Below are 17,737 nucleotides of genomic sequence, written 5' to 3' on the forward strand. Positions count from 1 at the left end.
GGGCCGCAGCTGCGGCCCGTCGGTAGGCCCGCCCGGACCGGCGACCGCCACCGCCGGGTCGACCAGCGACCGCCACCCCGGACTGGCGACGTCACCCCGCCGGATCGACCAGCGACCGCCATACCGGACCTGACGACGTCACCCGGGCGGGTCGGTCAGCGACCGCCACACCGCCGGCTCGGCCGACCGGTCAGCCGACCGGCGGGGCCCACCGGACCCCGCCGGTCGGCGTCACCGCAGTCGGGACTCGATCGCCTCGATGATGCGGGGGCGCAGTTCGGCGGCCCGGATCACCGCGTCGACCGAGCCGACCTCCACCGCCCGCTGGATGTTGTGCACCCGGTCGAACTCCGCCGCCACCTCGCCGAGCTTCTCCGCGCGGACCGCCGCGCGGGTCTCGTCGAGTTCCGCGGTCAGCGCCGCCCGCTCGGTGCCGGTGGCCGCCGCGACCCGCGCCTCCAGGTCGCGCACCCGCAGGTCGGCAGCGGTACGGGCGTTGACGTCGCCGGAGAACACCACCGCCGCCGCCGGGGCGCCGCCGAGCACCGAGGCGAACGAGCCCTCCAGTGCCAGCACCGTCATGTTCGGGTTCAGCGCCTTGGAGAAGACCACGAACGCCCCGCCGTGATAGCGGGAGATCACGCAGAACACGATCGGACCGCGGAAGTTGACGATCGCCCGGCCGATCTCGGCCCCGTACTCCAGTTGCAGTTTGCGCATCGACTCGGGTGAGCCGTCGAAGCCCGACAGGTTCGCCAGCACCACCAGCGGCCGGTTGCCGCTGGCCGCGTTGATCGCCCGCGCGGCCTTCTTGGACGAGCGCGGGAACAGGGTGCCCGCGGTGTAGGTGTCCGGGCCGTCGGTGGGCGGGAAGCCCCGGCGGGGCACCGACCGCGACTCGATGCCGAGCAGGCAGACCGGGATGCCACCGAGGTGGACGTCCTGCACCACCGCGGTCTCCGCGTCGGCCATGCCCGCCCACCGCTCCAGCACCGGGTGGTCCTGGTCGGACAGCGCCCGCATCACCGTACGGATGTCGAACGGCTTCTTGCGGTCCGGGTTCGCCGTGGCGGAGAAGATCTCGCCGACGGTGGTGAAGTCGCTGCCCGCCACGGTGTGCGGGAAGGCGGAGACGTCCCGGTCGGCCGGGTCGGCGGTGGTCGCCCGACGCGGGGCGTCCTCCCCGGGCGCGACGTACGTGTGGTCGTAGTACGACATCAGCACGTCCCGGGCCGCCGTCAGGTTGGGCGCCCAGTACTGCGCCTGCCCGTTGGGGCCCATCACCCGGTCGTAGCCGCCGATGCCGAAGTTGTCCTCGGCGGAGACCCCACCGGAGAAGTCCAGCGACTGCTTGCCGGTGAGCACCATCGCGGCCTCCGGCGTCATCACCAGGATGCCCCGGGTGTGCATGAGCATCGTCGCCTCGGCGTTCCAGTACGGCTGGGCGCCCACGTTGATCCCCGCGACCACGATGTTGATCTCGCCGCCGTCCTGGGTGAACTCGACGATCCGCTTGAGCGCCGCCGCCACCCAGTCCATGTTCTCGGTGCCCGACGTCATCGAGATCCGGGCACCGGCCGACAGGGCGTACCACTCCAGCGGCACCTGGAGCCGCTCCGCCAGATCCAGGGCGGCGATCACCCGCCGGCACTCGGCCTCGGAGAGCGCGCCGAGCGACTTGGTCGGGTCGCCCAGCAGCACCACCCGGGTGACGCCCTGCGGGTGCCGCGGGGTCGGCGTGGTGACCACCCCCGCGACGATCGCCGCCGTGTTGCGCCCCCGGGGCCGGTCCACCGGCGCCAGCGCGTGCTCGTCGTCGAGGTCGTGCTCGACGAACTGGCCGAGCATCCCGGTCAACTCGTACGGGTAGACCGTGTTGCGGCTGCTGGCCCGCAGCACCTTCAGCCGGTAGTCGTCGAGCGGCTCGACCGGGTCGGCCGGCGGCTCACCCATGCTCAGCTCGGCCCCACCGGTGGCGTCGAACGAGATCCGTACCGCGATCTTGGTCAGCTCACCGGTGCGGCGGTCGCGCTGGCGCGCGATGAACAGGATCTCCTCCAGCCCCGCGCCGACGGTCGTCGGGCGGACCCGCCCGGCGATCATCTCCATCTCCTCACGGGTCAGGTCGCTCGGCGGCCAGACGTAGATGACGATCCGGTTGGTGTTGAAGCGGGTCTTGGACGGGCGGCGGGTTTGCGCCCGACGGATCGAGTCCAGGCAGGTGGCGACGATGTCCTCGGCCGTGGGCAGGGCGACCAGCCGACCGTCGTGCTCGCGCAGCGCCGTCAGGTCACGCACCTGGGCGAACGCGACGAGCCGCTCGTCGGACGGGTTCTCCCGGGCGACGGCCTGGAAGAGGTAGACCTCCTCGTCCGACGACGGCAGCCGGGTCAGGTCGAACTTGCGCAGCCGCTCCAACTGCATCCGCTGCGCGATGTACGGGTGCAGGCCTCGGATCAGCCGCTCCTCGCTCATCCCCGTGCTCGACGGGCGGAACGTGAAGTGGTGGTGCATCACCGCGCCGCCACGCCCGGCGACGGTGGTGGTGAGCCGACGGACCTGGGCCGGCAGCGGGTGCGCGTTGACGACCTCCAGCAGCGCGGCGGCCATCGCGTCGAAGTCCTCCGGCTGGTTCTCCCAGCCGAGGTAGATGTCGGCGTCGACGGCGGAGCCGTCCCCGGCCAGCTCGGCGAGCCCGCGCAGCGCGTCGCCCAACGCGTCGAAGCGTACGGCGGCGGAGAGCAGGCTGGAGTCGGCCCGCTCGGCCACCACGAACGTGCAGTCGGCGACCTGGCGGGTGCGGACGTCGGCGAGACCCTTGTTGCCGTAGTACCGCCGGGTCAGCACCTCCAGCATCACCGCGTTGTCGAGGTGGTCCCGGACGAGCCGCTGGCCGAGCACCCGGACCAGGGGTTCGGTGCTGCGGACCATCTCCGCGACCCGCTCGGCGCGGTCCGCCGCGTCCGGGTGCGCGTCCAGGTGACGCAGGTGGCGGCGGACCGAGGCGTACAGCCGGGCGCGGTTGCGCAGCAGCAGCGGCTGGGCGAACCAGGCGAACACCACGCCGCGCGCCAGGTCGGCGACGACCGGGAAACGCACCTGCGTCGCCGCCACCAGCCGCTCCAACGCGAGACCGGCGGGCTCACGCAGCACCGCGTCCGGCGGGGGCTCGCGCAGCCAGGAGCGCAGCAGCGTCGCGACGACCGTGGCGTCGGCGGAGGCCCGCTGCTGGGCCAGGAAGATGCGGAACACGGCGGCTTCGAGAGCGGGGGAGCGGTCCAGCTCGGTGACGCCGTAGTGGCCGAGGGCCTTGGCCAGCTTGGCCTGGAAGGGCGCCGGCAGCCCGGCCCGCTCGACGTCGAGGCTCTGCAGGTAGGTGTGGAAATACTCGCGGGCGCTGGGGACGTGGTTGTCCCCGCTGACGTCCTCACCGGTCAGCCGGTTGCGGGTCAGCTCGGCGAGGTCGGCGAAGACGTCGACGAGGTCGATCTCCTCGGCCAGCGGACGGTGGCCGTCCTCGATGGCGGCCCGCCGTGCGGCGAGGTACTCGTCGAGCACCCGGCCGTCGTCGTGCGGGTCCACGTCGAAACCCAGCAGCAGACCACGGAGGTCCTCCTGGCCGCGCCGGGACCGCTCGACCGCCGGGGCCTGGTCGGGCGCGACGGGAAGGTCCAGGGCGACGGGAGCGGCGGTGGGGGTGTCCGGGGTGTCGTCGGAGTCGTCGGCGAGGGGCTCCAGCCGCAGCAGCGCCGCGCCGGCCTCCACCTGGCTGCCGACGGAGACGCCGCACTCCCTGAGCCGGGCCCGGAACGGTGCCCGCAGCACCGTCTCCATCTTCATCGCCTCCAGCACCAGCACCGGTGCGCCCGCCTCGACCTCGGCACCCACCTCCACCGGCGTCGCGACGACCAGCGCCGGCATCGGGGAGCGGACCACGCCGCCCTCGTCGCGGCCGACCCGGTGGGTCACGCCGTCGACCTCGACCAGGTGGATCGCGCCGTGGGTGCCGGTGAGCAGCCGGTACCGGGCACCGTTGACGGCGATCTGCCCGGTGTGCCGGTCGAACCGGTCCAGCTCGACGTCGGCGGTGTGCACGTCGCCACCGGCCTCGATACCGACCCGGAACCGGTGCGCGCCGACCCGGGCCACCCGCATCCGGTAGCCCACGCCGCGCAGTTTGAGGTCCAACGGCCGGCCGCTGACGTGCTGAACCTGGGGACGCCCGCCGAACGCCGTCGACAGCAGCCGCTGCTGCTCGGCGCGTTCCTGCTCCTCGTACGCCTCGATCGCGGCGGCGGCGAGCGCGACGGCGGAGTGCCGGTGCGAGACGAGCCGGCCCTCGGCGCGTACCCGGTCGATCCAGCCGGTGTCGGCGCTGGCGTCGATCACCTCGGGCTGGTCGAGCAGGTCGAGCACGAAGCTCTTGTTGGTCGCGCCGCCCTCGATGATCACGGTGGTGTTGGCCATCGCCCGCCGCAGCCGGCCGAGCGCCTCGTCGCGGTCCCGCCCGTAGGCGATGATCTTCGCGATCATCGAGTCGAAGTCGGCCGGGATGGTGTCGCCCTCGCTGACCCCGGTGTCCACCCGGATGCCGGGCCCGGCGGGCAGGTCCAGCCGGGCGATCCGGCCGGGGGCGGGCGCGAAGTCGCGGTCCGGGTCCTCGGCGTTGAGCCGGGCCTCGATGGCGTGCCCGCGCTCCAGCGGCGGCACCCCGTCGAGCCGGCCGCCCGCCGCGACGTGCAGCTGCGCCTTGACCAGGTCGAAACCGGTGGTCAGCTCGGTGATCGGGTGCTCCACCTGGAGCCGGGTGTTGACCTCCAGGAAGGCGAACAACCGGTCACCCGGGTGGTAGAGGAACTCGACGGTCGCCGCGCCCCGGTAGCCGACCGCGACGGCCAGCCGTTCGGCTGACGTCTTGAGCTCGACGGCCTGCTCCGGGCTGAGCACCGGGGAGGCGGACTCCTCGATGACCTTCTGGTTGCGCCGCTGCACCGAGCAGTCGCGTACGCCGAGCGCCCAGGCGGTGCCCTGACCGTCCGCGATCACCTGGACCTCGACGTGCCGGGCGCCGGTGACCAGGCGCTCCAGGAACACGATGCCGCTGCCGAAGGCGCGGGCCGCCTCCTGGCTGGTGCGCTGGTAGGCGTCGGCCAGCTCGGCGTCGCTGGTGACGACGCGGATGCCCCGCCCGCCACCACCGGCGGTCGCCTTGAGCATCAGCGGGTAGCCGATCTCGGCGGCGGCGGTGATCGCCGCCTCCAGGGTCTCCACCGCGCCCCGGCTCCACGGCGCGACCGGCACGCCGACCTCCTCGGCGATCAGCTTCGCGCCGATCTTGTCGCCGAGCTTGCGCATCGCGTCCGGGCTCGGCCCGACGAAGGTCACCCCGATCTTCTCGCACAGCTCCGCGAAGGCCGGGTCCTCGGCGACGAAACCCCACCCGACCCAGGCGGCGTCGGCCCCGGTCTCGACCAGGGCGTGCTCCAGCTTCTTGAGGTCGAGGTACGGCCGGGCGGAGGCGGGACCGAGGTCGTAGGCGACGTCGGCCTCGCGGACGAATGTCGCGGTACGGTCGACGTCGGTATAGAGGGCCACGGTTTCGATCCGCGTGTCGGTCTGCGCGGCCAGCTCTCGGACCGCGTGAATGAGGCGCATCGCGGCCTCACCCCGGTTGACGATGGCGACACGGCTGAACACCCGACCGACTCCTCCGGTAGATCCACGAGTACGCGCCGCAAGGCATCGACCCCCGACAGCGATCACCCTTCCGGCTGCCGGCCGGTAGCGCCATGTCGTAATCACCGAACCCTGAGCGGTGACCGTTGTAGGAACCCCACAAAAGTTTTTGGTCCTCCCCGCCCGCGCCGGTGGTGGCGCGGCACCCGCCGCAGGTCGCGGGGGTCAGGCGTCGACAGTCGCCGTCGCGGCCACCTCGCGGCGGCGGATCACCGCGATCAGCGCCGTGCCGACGGTCAACAACGCCCCGGCCACGACCAGCGCCACCGCCCCGTTCACCCGCAACGTCAGCACCGCGGAGACGAACGCGCCCAGCCCCATCGTGGTGATCGCCCCGAACCGGCGCAGCCAGGCCGTACCCGGACCGCCGGCGGCCCGGCTGTCGGTGGAGAGGTTCACCATGGTCATGGTCACCACGACCGTGGAGAGGTCCCGGATACCGATGTGCTTGACCGCTGCGGCCTGCGCGCCGAGCACCAGGGCGAGCAGCCCGGTGACGGTCAGCATCACCCCGTGCGTCGGTGGGCCGGTGGCGAGCCAGAGCCCGGCCAGGGCGAGGGTCAGCACACTGCCGCCGACCAGGATGGCCAGCCCGGCGGCGGGCAGCGCCGCCGGCCCCGACGAGCGCCGGGTCAACCGGGCGGCGAGCACCGCGCCGAGCATGAACGCCAGCAGCGCCACCAGGTTGTTGAGCACCGGCAGGCCGGACACCCCGGCCAGCCCGAAACCGATGAAGAGCACGTTGCCGGTCATGTTGCCGGTGAAGACCCGGTCCAGCGCGAGATAGCTCACGCCGTCGACCGCCCCGGTCGCCGCGGTCAACACCAGCAGCGGCAGCTCGTAGCTTTTCGTCATGGGCCCTTCCGATGATCGTTTCCGGCCGGAGTCTACCCATGACCTGCGGGAACGTCCCGGGCGACCGGGACGGCGGTCCCTGGTGGCCGGGACGTGGCGGCCCGTTGACTGGGCCCATGACCAACGTTCCGGACCACTTCCCCGCCCACGTCAAGGGTTCCTACGTCAACTGCGAGGAGTACGCCCGCGAGGCGCGGCTCACCCCGCCACCGGACCACATCCCCGCCCACGTGAAGAACTCCTACGTCAACTGCCAGGAGTACGCCCGCGAACTGCAGCTCACCCCGCCACCGGACCACATCCCCGCCCACGTGAAGAACTCGTACCCGACCTGCCAGGAGGCGGTCCGCCCGCCCCGGCTCACCCTCGTCCCGGCGGCCGGGGCATGACCACGCTCGTCCCGCCCCGACTCGACCCCGCCTGGCGGGAGTGGCTCGTCGAGAACCTCGCCATGGGCGCGTCGGTGCCGCAGGTGCGGGCCGCCGCCGTCGCCGGGTCCGCCGACCCCGAAGCCGTCGACGCCGAGCTGCGGGACCTGGCCGACCACCCGTACCTCGCGGTGTGCCGCCGGCTCGCGCTGCGCTACGACTGGCTGGAGTCGGTGCTCGACACGTACCGGACGCTGCGCGACAGCGACGGAGGTCGGACCCTGGAACGGCGTGCGGACCTCGACCCCGCCGAGTTCTTCTCCCGCTACTACTTCGGCAACCGGCCGGTCGTGCTCGATGGCCTGATGGCCGACTGGCCCGCCCTCGGCTGGACGCTTTCCGGCCTGGCGGCGGCCTGCGGCGATGCCGTGGTCGAGGTGATGACCGGGCGGGAGGCCAACCCCGACCACGCCTGGCAGTACGACCGGCACCGCACCAGCATGCCGTTCCGCGACTACCTGGCGCTGCTCGGCTCCGGCCGGCGCACCAACGACTACTACATGGTGCCGCGCAACGAGAACTGGTCCGGGGCGCTGCGCCCGCTCGCCGCCGACATCCGGGCGCCGGAGGGGATCGTGGACCCGTCCGGGCTCGGGCACCTGCTGCTCGGGCCGGCCGGCACGGTGACCCCGCTGCACGTGGACAACAGTTCGGTGCTGCTCGGCCAGGTGCTCGGCCGCAAGCACGTCCGGCTGGTCCCGTCGTACGAGCGGCACCTGGTCTATCCGCGCGGCGGCACGTTCAGCGCGGTCGACGCGGCGGACCCGGACCTCACCCGGCATCCCCGGTTCGCCGAGGCGACGGTGCTCGACGTGGTGCTGGAACCGGGGCAGCTGTTGTTCGTGCCGGTGGGCTGGTGGCACTGGGTGCAGGCGCTGGAGGTCAGCGCCACCGTCAGCTTCCACCACTTCCGGGTCCCGGGGCAGAACCACAAGATGGCCACCCCGCCGGCAGCCGGTGTCGACCGGTGACGCCGGGGCGGCCCCGCTCGACCGGAGCGGGGCCGCCCGCTGCCGCCGGTGACCGCCTGAGCGTCGGCCACCCCTGCCACCCCTTGCTCACATGCATTATCGTCGATCGGACTGTGGGGTGATCCGGCGAGCCGGATCTTCGATCGTGAAGGTGGCCGTTTTGCGTTATGCCGATGGACCGGGCGTGACCTACGAGGTCTACGTCGAGGCGATTCCGTCCCGGGTCTGGGAACTGGTGACCGACATCCACCTGCCGGCCCGGCTGAGCCCGGAGTTGCAGCGGGTGGAGTGGCTCGACGACACCAACGGCCTGGCCAAGGGGGCCAGCTTCCTCGGCTACAACAGCCATCCACGCATCGGTGAGTGGCGGACCGCGTCGTACGTCATCGAGCTGGACCAGGAGCGGGTCTTCGGGTGGGTCGTCACGGACGTGGACGGCGCGTTCGCCGGCCCGGACGGCGCCGGCCGGGCCGACGTGTCGTCCCCGGCGGCCACCTGGCGTTTCGAGCTGGAACCGGAGGGCGCCGGCACCCGGCTGCGGCAGACCGCCCAGGTCGGTCCGGGCCGGTCCGGCCTCAGCCTGGTGATCGACCAGGCCCCCGAGCACGAGGAGCAGATCGTCGAGTCCCGCCTCGGCCAACTCCGCTCCCACATCGAGTCCGTCCTCGACGGCATCAAGGCCCTAGCCGAAAACCGAACCCCCTAACCCCCCTCCCTCCCCCTCCCCCCGGGGGGGCCTCCGGCCCCGCCCGGAGCCCCCCGCCCCGCCCGGAGCCCCCCGCCCCGCCCGGAGCCCCCCGCCCCGCCCGGAGCCCCCCGCCCCGCCCGGAGCGTCCCGGTGATCAAGAGGAATGCGTCAGGAACCGCTCGTCGGGTGACGTTTTCCTCTTGATCACCGGGAGTTGGCGGGGTGCTGCGACGTGGCGGGCGTGGTGGGGGGAGGGGGCGGGATTAGGGTGGTGGCGTGGATCAAGAGGATCGGATCGCGCTGTTTCTCGACTACGAGAACCTCGCGCTGGGCGCGCGGGACCACCATGGCGGGCGGGCCTTCGACTTCCGCCCGATCGCCGACGCCCTGGCGGAGCGGGGTCGGGTGGTGGTGCGGCGGGCGTACGCCGACTGGTCGTACTTCGACGAGGACCGTCGGATGCTCACCCGCTCGCACGTCGAGCTGATCGAGATCCCCCAGCGGATGGGTGCGTCCCGCAAGAACGCCGCCGACATCAAGATGGCGGTCGACGCGGTGGAGCTGGCCTTCGAGCGCGGCTACATCTCCACCTTCGTGATCTGCACGGGGGACAGTGATTTCACCCCGCTGGTGCACAAACTTCGCGAACTCAACAAACGGGTCATCGGGGTCGGGGTGGAGAAGTCCACCTCGGCGCTGCTCCCGCCCGCCTGCGACGAGTTCCTCTACTACGACCGGCTGGAGGGCGTCGACGTCCTGCCCGTCCGGGCCCGGCGGGGCCGGCCGGCCCGTGCGGCGGAGCCGCAGCAGGTCGAGACGGTGGAGCAGGAGCAGGCCGAGCCGGAACGCCCGCCGGCCGCCGAGGAGCCGGTCCGCGACGCGGACGCGCTCGCCGTGCTGGTCGCGCAGACCGTGGCCGGCCTCCAGGGCAGTTCCGACGGCGAGGTGACCGCCTCCCGGCTCAAGCGCACCCTGCTGCGCAAGGACCCGACCTTCAGCGAGTCCGACTACGGGTTCCGCACCTTCGGCGAGCTGCTGCGTCACCTCGCCGGGCACAACGTCGTCGAGTTGGCGGAGGGGCCGGCCAAGGGCGACCCCGAGGTGTCCCTGCCCGAGCACGGCGACCAGGAGGTGGCCTTCGCGTTGCTCCGCAGCGTGGTGGCGGAGCTGGCCGGGTCCGGCGGCCCGGTGGCGCTCTCCGGCCTCAAGAACCAGCTCCGCCGGGCCCGCCCCGAGTTCAGTGAGAAGAAGCTCGGCTACCGCAGTTTCCTCCAGTTCTGCAAGGCCGCCGCCACCGCCGGCGAGGTCGCGTTGGCCTGGAGCGCGGAGGCCGACGACTACCTGCTCACTCCCCGGCAGGGGTGACCGGGGCCGGGTCCGTGAGGGATCTCGACGAATTCGTGACTCACGTCCTGAGGCCGATTTGCTATACGGTCGGCAAATGATGGTCGAGGAGCACTGGTGGAACGGTGACCCGAGCCCGCGCGGGCGGCGGGACGTGTACATCCGTACCGACGGGGAGGCCTGGGAGGTCCAGGCGCAGATCGGCGGGGCGTCGGGTCGCTCCCGCGTGCAGCAGTGCCCGAGCCGGGCGGCGGCGGTAATCCTCGCCGACGCCTGGCGCGGCAGCAACCCCTCCTGGCGCGGGCTGCATCACTGATCGGCCGGGCCGGGCGGCGGGCGGTCCGCACCGCGTCCCGCCCGCATCCGGCCCCCGGTGGAGTTTCCCGGGCCCGGTCGAAAGTCATCCGCGCCCGGCTGAGGGCCCCTTCGGGTCGGCCCCCCGACGTTCCCACCGCGCGGAAACGCTGATTACTGAGAGTGAAATTCTCGTTACGAAGGTGTCCTGAGCTGCCCGTGGTCACCCGAGTTAATTGGCAACATTCTTGACAGAAGCGCGGCATATCGACATCCTTCGTGGAGAGCGCTCTCCCCCGGTGCGCGCAACCCACCCGCCCCCGATGTCGTCCCCGAGGAGCCTCCCGTGCTCGCAACCCGACCCCTCACCCGCGCGGCGGTCGCCCTGGTCACCCTTGCCGCCGCCCTCGTCCTGCCGGCCCAGGCCGAGCCCGCCTCGGCCGCCATCGGCGGCATCAGCTGGCAGGACGAGTTCAACGCCGCCGCCGGCACCCCCGTCGACCAGAACAGGTGGCGCTTCGACATCGGCGGCGGTGGCTGGGGCAACAACGAGCGGCAGTACTACACCAACAGCACCAGCAACGCCGTCCACGACGGACAGGGCAACCTGGTGATCACCGCCCGCAAGGAGAACCCGGCCAACTACCAGTGCCACTATGGCCGGTGCGAGTACACCTCGGCCCGGCTGCTCACCGCCGCCACCTTCAACCAGGCGTACGGCCGGTTCGAGGCCCGCATCAAGATCCCGCGCGGGCAGGGCATCTGGCCGGCGTTCTGGATGCTCGGCAACGACATGGGCAGCGCCGGCTGGCCCGCCGCCGGTGAGATCGACATCATGGAGAACATCGGCCGGGAGCCGAACACCGTCTACGGCACCGTGCACGGCCCCGGCTACTCCGGCGGAGGCGGCATCACCGGCAGCCGTACCATCGGCCAGCCCCTCGCCGACACCTTCCACACCTACCGGGTGGACTGGGAGCCGAACCTCATCGTCTGGTACCTCGACGGCGTCGAGTACCACCGCGTCGACCCGTCCCGGCTCGGCGGCAACCGCTGGGTCTACGACCACCCGTTCTTCATGATCCTCAACGTGGCGGTGGGCGGCAACTGGCCCGGCTACCCCGACGGCTCCACCCAGTTCCCCCAGCAGATGCTCGTGGACTACGTGCGGGTCTCCAGCTACGTCCCCGGCGGCGGCAACCCGCAGCCCGGCACCACCCGGCTGCGGGGCGCGCAGAGCGGCCGATGCGTCGACATCCCGAGCGCCAACCCGGTCGACGGCGCGAAACTCCAGATCTGGGACTGCAACACCACCGCCGCGCAGGCCTGGACCTTCGCCACCGACGGCACCGTACGCGCGATGGGCAAGTGCATGGACCCCGCCTGGGCCGGCACCGCCAACGGCACTGAGGTCAACCTGGTCACCTGCAACGGCAACCCGGCCCAACGGTTCACCCTCAACGGCGCCGGGGACCTGGTCAACCTCAGCGCCAACCGGTGCGTCGACGTCCGCGACCAGAACCCCAACAACGGCGGCAAACTGCACCTGTGGGACTGCCTCGGCGTGAGTAGCCAGAAATGGTCCCGCTTCTGACCGCACCCCGGCGGTAGCCCCGCGACGGATGGCCCCTCAGCGTGTGCTGGGGGGCCATCCGTCGTTCCGCCACGATGCCCGCGGTCGGAGTCGCCCGGCCCGCAACCCCAGCCGCCGCGCGGGTGGCCCGGCCGACGGTGACCCACGGTCGAGGTCGGAGCGTCGCGGGCTAGGGGGCGCTCTGGGGGCGGTAGGGGGTTAGTGGTGCGCCGGGCCGCCGTAGGGTCATCGCGAACAACCAACAATCCCCGAAGAAGCTCTCTGTTTCGACAATTGCCGCCGCGCTGACCCGTGAGTCGATATTGACCCGGGTCTGCCCGGCTGGGGCTAGTGGCGGGAGACGTAGATGGAGAACGAGGAGAAGCTTCTCGGGTACCTGAAGCGGGCCACCACGGATCTGCGTGAGGCCCGTCGGCAGTTGCGTCAGGCCGAGCGCCGGGAGTACGACCCGATCGCGATCGTCGGTATGAGCTGCCGCTTCCCGGGTGGTGTGGATGGCCCGGCCGCGTTGTGGCGGCTCCTGGCAGACGGGACCGACGCGGTCTCCGACTTTCCCGACGACCGGGGCTGGAACGTCGAGGACATCTACGATCCCGACGATTCCAAGGCCGGTAAGACGTACGCGAAGACCGGCGGTTTCCTTTCCGACGCCGCCCTTTTCGATCCGGAGTTCTTCGGCATTTCCCCGCGTGAGGCGATCGCCATGGACCCGCAGCAGCGGCTGCTGCTGGAGGCGTCCTGGGAGGCGTTCGAATCGGCCGGTATCGCCCCCGCCTCGGTGCGCGGCAGCCGTACCGGCGTGTTCGCCGGGCTGATGTACCACGACTATTCCAGCCGGCTGCCGGTGGTGCCCGCCGAGCTGGAGGGTTTCATCGGCAACGGCAACACCGGCAGCATCTTCTCCGGCCGGGTCGCCTACGTGCTGGGCCTCGAAGGCCCGGCGATCACCGTCGACACCGCCTGCTCCTCGTCACTGGTCGCGCTGCACCTGGCGATCCAGTCGCTGCGCCGCGAGGAGTGCACGCTGGCGTTGGCCGGCGGCGTGACGGTGATGGCCACGCCTGAGACGTTCGTCGACTTCAGCCGCCAGCGGGGCCTGGCCGCCGACGGCCGGTGCAAGCCGTTCGCCGCCGCCGCCGACGGCACCGGCTGGGCCGAGGGCGTCGGGGTGCTGCTGGTCGAGCGGCTCAGCGACGCCCAACGCCACGGGCACCGGGTGCTGGCCGTGGTCCGCGGCACCGCGGTCAACCAGGACGGTGCCAGCAGCGGTCTCACCGCCCCCAACGGTCCGTCGCAGCGCCGGGTCATCGCCGACGCGTTGGCCAACGCCCGGCTCACCGCCGACCAGGTGGACGCCGTCGAGGCGCACGGCACCGGCACCCGGCTCGGTGACCCGATCGAGGCGCAGGCGATCCTCGCCACCTACGGCCAGGACCGGGAGCAGCCGCTCTGGCTGGGCTCGGTGAAGTCGAACCTGGGCCACACCCAGGCCGCCGCCGGGGTCGCCGGGGTGATCAAGATGGTGCTGGCGATGCGGTACGGCGTACTGCCCCGCACCCTGCACGTCGACCGGCCCACCCCGCACGTCGACTGGACGGCCGGCGACGTACGGCTGCTCACCGACGCCGTCGAGTGGCCGGACACCGGGCGACCCCGACGGGCGGCCGTGTCGTCGTTCGGCCTCAGTGGCACCAACGCCCACGTGGTGCTGGAACAGGCACCCCCGGTCGAGCCCACCGACCCGGCCGAACCCCCCGCCCCGACCGCGGCCACCGGCTCGGCCGTGCCCGTCGCCACCGAGCCGCCGGTGCTGCTCTGGCCACTGTCCGGGCGGTCGACGGACGCACTGGCCGCGCAGGCCGACCGGTTGCGCGGCTTCCTCATTGACGAACGCCCGGTGGACGTCGGGTTCACCCTCGGTGCCGGCCGGTCCGCGATGGAGTGCCGTGGCGTGGCCGTCGGCGCGGACGTGGCTGAACTGGTGTCGGGTCTCGACGCCCTCGCCGCCGGCACCGGCCTGACCGGTCGGGTCGACCACGGCCGCACCGCCGTGCTGTTCACCGGTCAGGGTGCGCAGCGGGTGGGGATGGGTCGCGAGTTGGCGGCGGCTTTCCCGGTGTTCGCGCGGGCTCTGGATGAGGTGTGTGTGGCGTTCGGGTCGTTGCTGGGTGGTGATCTGCGGGAGGTGATGTTCACCGACCCGGGTGGTGTGTTGGATCAGACGGGGTGGACGCAGCCGGCGTTGTTCGCGGTTGAGGTGGCGTTGTTCCGTCTGGCGGAGTCGTGGGGGTTGAAGCCTGATTTCGTGGCGGGTCATTCGATCGGTGAGTTGGCTGCCGCGCACGTGGCCGGTGTCTGGTCGCTGGCGGACGCGTGTCGGGTGGTGGCGGCGCGTGGTGGTCTGATGCAGGCTCTGCCGTCGGGTGGGGCGATGTTGGCGATCGCTGCGCCGTTGGCGGAGTTGGATCTGGGTGACGTGGACGTGGCGGCGGTGAACGGTCCTCGTGCGGTGGTCGTGTCGGGGACGGAGGAGCAGGTCGCGGCGTTGGAGGCTCGTCTTGAGGTGAAGACGCGTCGGTTGCGGGTGTCGCATGCGTTCCATTCGCATCTGATGGACCCGATGCTGGCCGACTACGGGCAGGTCCTCCGTGGAGTGACCGCCAATCCGGCGGCGATCCCGTTGGTGTCGACCGCGACCGGTGATCTTGTCACCGACGAGGAGTTGGGTTCGGTCGGGTACTGGCAGGGTCAGGTGCGGGGGACCGTGCGGTTCGCTGACGCGGTGGCCGCTCTGGCGGCCCGTGGGGTGACGCGGTTCGTGGAGATCGGGCCGGACAGTGTGCTGACCGCGATGGTCGCCGACTGCGTCGAGGACGCCACCGCCATCGCGCTCCAGCGCCGTCGACGCACCCAGGCCGGTCCGGCACAGCAGCCCGACGACAGCGCGCAACGGCACGACGACGGCCAGGTGCCGGCGTACGCGGCCGGGATGGCGCAGGCATGGGCTAGTGGGATCGAGCTGGACTGGTCGGCCGTCGACCCGGGTGGCCGACAGATCGACCTGCCCACCTACGCGTTCCGACACCAGCGCTACTGGCTCGACGCGCCACCCGGGGCCGGCGACACCGCCGGGCTCGGCCAGTTCCCCGCCGACCACCCGATGCTCGGTGCCGTCGTCGACCTGCCCGACACCGGCGGTGTGGTGCTCACCGGCCGGCTCGCCCGCACCGCCCAGCCGTGGCTCGCCGACCACGCGGTCTTCGACACCGTCCTCGTCCCCGGCACCGGGCTGGTCGAACTCGCCCTGCGCGCCGGTGACCAGGTCGGCTGCCCGGTACTCGACGAGTTGACCATCAACGCGCCGCTGGTGCTGCCCACCGACGGCGGTCTGGCCCTGCGGGTCACCGTCGACGCCGCCGACGACAGCGGCGCTCGTACCCTCGGCATCTGGAGCCGGCCCGACGACGCGACCGACTGGACCCGGCACGCCGAAGGGGTCCTGGTCCGGCAGGCCGGGGCCGACCCGGCCGCCGCCGACCTCACCGAATGGCCGCCCGCCGGTGCCGAACCCGTCGACCTCGACGGCCTCTACGACCGGCTGCGTGACCACGGCTACGGCTACGGGCCGGTGTTCCAGGGGCTGCGCGCGGTGTGGCGGCGCGGCGACGGCGACGCCGCCGAGGTGTGGGCCGAGGCGGCGCTGCCCGAGGTGGCCGCCGCCGACGCGCCCCGGTTCCTGCTGCACCCGGCGCTGCTCGACGCGGCCCTGCACGCCAACCTGGTCGACGAGGGCGCGGGCGACACCCCACTGCCGTTCTCCTGGCGCGGCGTCACCCTGCACGCCGCGCACGCCGCCGCCCTGCGCATCCGGATCTCCCCGGCCACCGGCGACAAGCTGGCCGTCACCGTCGCCGACGGGCACGGCAACCCGGTCGCCACCATCGACCAGGTGGTGGCCCGGCCGGTCGCCGCCGACGCGCTCGGCGCCGCCGCCCGCAGCCGGCACCGCCACCTCTACGAGGTGACCTGGCAGCCCGTCCCCACCCCGGCCGCCGCCACCGACGACTGGACCGCCCTCGACATCGACGCGGAACTGCCCGAACCCGCGCCCGACACCGTCGTGGTCACCCTGGACCCGCCCGGCACCCCGCCGGCCGCCGTGCACGAGGCCACCGAACGCCTGCTGGGGCTGCTGCACCGCTGGCTCACCCACCCGGGGTACGCGCACAGCACGCTGGCACTGCTCACCCGGGACGCGGTCGGGGCCGGTGACACCCCGGTCGACCCCGCCGCAGCGGCCCTGTGGGGGCTGGTCCGGGCCGCCGAAGCCGAACACCCCGGCCGGTTCGTGCTCGTCGACACCGACGCACCCGGCACCACCCACCTCGCGGCGGCCCTGGCCACCGGTGAACCCGAGGTGGCCGTCCGGGACGGGCAACTGCTGGTGCCCCGGCTGGCCCGGCTGCCCGTCGACACCACCGCCGACAGCCCGTGGCCCGTCGACGGCACCGTCCTGATCACCGGTGGCCTCGGTGGGTTGGGCAGCCTCGTCGCCCGGCACCTGGTCACCCGGCACGGCGTACGCCGGCTGCTGTTGACCGGGCGCAGCGGCGCGGCCACGCCCGGCGCGGCGGAACTGGTCGCGGACCTCACCGCCGCCGGCGCCGACGTGACGGTCGCCGCCTGCGACGTCGCCGACCGGGACGCGGTCGCCGCCCTGCTCGCCGGGCATCCGCTCGGCGCGGTGGTGCACGCCGCCGGCACCGCCGAGAACGCCCTGGTCGACGCGCTCACCCCCGCACAACTGCACCGGGTGCTGCGGCCCAAGGTGGACGCCGCCTGGCACCTGCACGACCTCACCCGCGACCACGACCTGACCGCCTTCGTGCTGTTCTCCTCGTCGGCCGGCTGGGTGGCCGGGGCGGGGCAGGGCAACTACGCCGCCGCGAACCTCTTCCTCGACGCGCTCGCCCAACGCCGCCGCGCCGACGGACTGCCCGCGACCTCGCTGGCCTTCGGCCTGTGGGCCACCGGCACCGGGATGGGCGGTCACCTCGACGACGCCGACCTGCACCGGATGCGCCGGCTCGGGATGCCCGCGATGACCACCGACGAGGGACTGGAGCTGTTCGACGCGGCCGTCGCCGCCGGCCGGGCCACCGCCGTACCGGTGCGGGTCGACCTGGACGCGCTACGGCGGCGCACCGACGCGCTGCCGGCCGTGCTGCGCGGCCTGGTCCGCACCCCGGCCCGGCCCACCGCCGGTGCCGCGCCGGCCGGCGGCCCCCCGCTGGCGCAGCGGCTCGCCGGGCTCTCCGACACCGACCGGGAGACCCTGCTGCTCGACCTGGTCCGCACGCACGCCGCCGCCGTGCTGGGTTTCCCCGGCCCGGCGTCGGTGGAACCCGGGCGGGCGTTCAAGGACCTCGGGTTCGACTCCCTCGCCGCCGTCGAGTTCCGCAACGTGCTCAGCACCGTCACCGGGCTGCGGCTGCCCGCCACCCTCGTCTTCGACCACCCCGAGCCCACCGCCCTGGCCCGCGCGCTCAAGGCCGAACTGGTGGTGCCCGACGCCGACCCGGCCGGTGCGGTCCTCGCCGACCTCGACCGGCTGGAGAAGGCCCTGGCCGAGGTGCCCGGCGACGAGCACGCCCGGCTGACCGCCCGGCTGGAGGCGGTGCTGCGCGGCTGGCAGGACCGGGCCGGCCGCCCCGACGACGACACCCCGCACGACTACGAGTCCGCCACCGACGAGGAACTGTTCGACGTGCTGGAGAACGAGCTCGGCATCTCCTGACGGCAGTCTCGACGAACCTCCGGCGCGGGA

General features: G+C 72.8%; 9 protein-coding genes. 7 read left to right on the forward strand and 2 right to left on the reverse strand.

Translation table 11 applies throughout. The annotated features are described in order from the left end of the window. Positions 1-231: 231 nt before the first annotated feature. On the reverse strand, positions 232-5,697 hold the full coding sequence (locus ACQP2H_RS09220; protein ID WP_357538327.1) for a carboxyl transferase domain-containing protein: 5,466 nt from the start codon (positions 5,695-5,697) through the stop codon (positions 232-234). Between the two features lie 204 nt (positions 5,698-5,901). Further along, complete coding sequence (locus ACQP2H_RS09225) at positions 5,902-6,591, reverse strand: YoaK family protein (RefSeq protein WP_219469095.1); 690 nt, start codon at positions 6,589-6,591, stop codon at positions 5,902-5,904. A gap of 116 nt (positions 6,592-6,707) precedes the next feature. Between ACQP2H_RS09225 and ACQP2H_RS09230 the strand changes: the two genes are divergently transcribed. From ACQP2H_RS09230 to ACQP2H_RS09260, 7 genes are all read left to right on the forward strand, one after another. Next, positions 6,708-6,980, forward strand: a complete 273-nt coding sequence (locus ACQP2H_RS09230; RefSeq protein WP_219469098.1) for a hypothetical protein — start codon at positions 6,708-6,710, stop codon at positions 6,978-6,980. Further along, positions 6,977-7,990: a cupin-like domain-containing protein gene (locus tag ACQP2H_RS09235; protein WP_219469103.1), complete on the forward strand. Its 1,014-nt coding sequence runs from the start codon at positions 6,977-6,979 to the stop codon at positions 7,988-7,990. The genes ACQP2H_RS09230 and ACQP2H_RS09235 overlap by 4 nt, the downstream gene beginning before the upstream one ends. 184 nt (positions 7,991-8,174) lie before the next feature. Then, on the forward strand, positions 8,175-8,696 hold the full coding sequence (locus ACQP2H_RS09240) for an SRPBCC family protein (RefSeq protein ID WP_433232105.1): 522 nt from the start codon (positions 8,175-8,177) through the stop codon (positions 8,694-8,696). Between the two features lie 258 nt (positions 8,697-8,954). After that, on the forward strand, positions 8,955-10,043 hold the full coding sequence (locus ACQP2H_RS09245) for an NYN domain-containing protein (RefSeq protein WP_219469109.1): 1,089 nt from the start codon (positions 8,955-8,957) through the stop codon (positions 10,041-10,043). Positions 10,044-10,119: 76 nt separating this feature from the next. After that, positions 10,120-10,338 (forward strand): hypothetical protein, encoded by a 219-nt coding sequence (locus ACQP2H_RS09250; RefSeq protein WP_091251726.1) that lies wholly within the window; start codon positions 10,120-10,122, stop codon positions 10,336-10,338. A gap of 324 nt (positions 10,339-10,662) precedes the next feature. Further along, a complete protein-coding gene (locus tag ACQP2H_RS09255; RefSeq protein WP_307799570.1) occupies positions 10,663-11,910 on the forward strand; it encodes a glycoside hydrolase family 16 protein in 1,248 nt (415 codons plus the stop codon). A gap of 346 nt (positions 11,911-12,256) precedes the next feature. Further along, a complete protein-coding gene (locus ACQP2H_RS09260; protein ID WP_433232109.1) occupies positions 12,257-17,707 on the forward strand; it encodes an SDR family NAD(P)-dependent oxidoreductase in 5,451 nt (1,816 codons plus the stop codon). Positions 17,708-17,737: the final 30 nt, after the last annotated feature.

This window comes from Micromonospora sp. CA-248260, from assembly GCF_050942205.1.
Classification (GTDB): domain Bacteria; phylum Actinomycetota; class Actinomycetes; order Mycobacteriales; family Micromonosporaceae; genus Micromonospora; species Micromonospora antibiotica.

Excerpts from the sequence above, each read along its gene's own strand:
- ACQP2H_RS09225 (WP_219469095.1), bottom strand. The coding sequence starts at position 6,591 with ATGACGAAAAGCTACGAGCTGCCGCTGCTGGTGTTGACCGCGGCGACC.
- ACQP2H_RS09230 (WP_219469098.1), top strand. The coding sequence starts at position 6,708 with ATGACCAACGTTCCGGACCACTTCCCCGCCCACGTCAAGGGTTCCTAC.
- ACQP2H_RS09235 (WP_219469103.1), top strand. The coding sequence starts at position 6,977 with ATGACCACGCTCGTCCCGCCCCGACTCGACCCCGCCTGGCGGGAGTGG.
- ACQP2H_RS09250 (WP_091251726.1), top strand. The coding sequence starts at position 10,120 with ATGATGGTCGAGGAGCACTGGTGGAACGGTGACCCGAGCCCGCGCGGG.
- ACQP2H_RS09260 (WP_433232109.1), top strand. The coding sequence starts at position 12,257 with ATGGAGAACGAGGAGAAGCTTCTCGGGTACCTGAAGCGGGCCACCACG.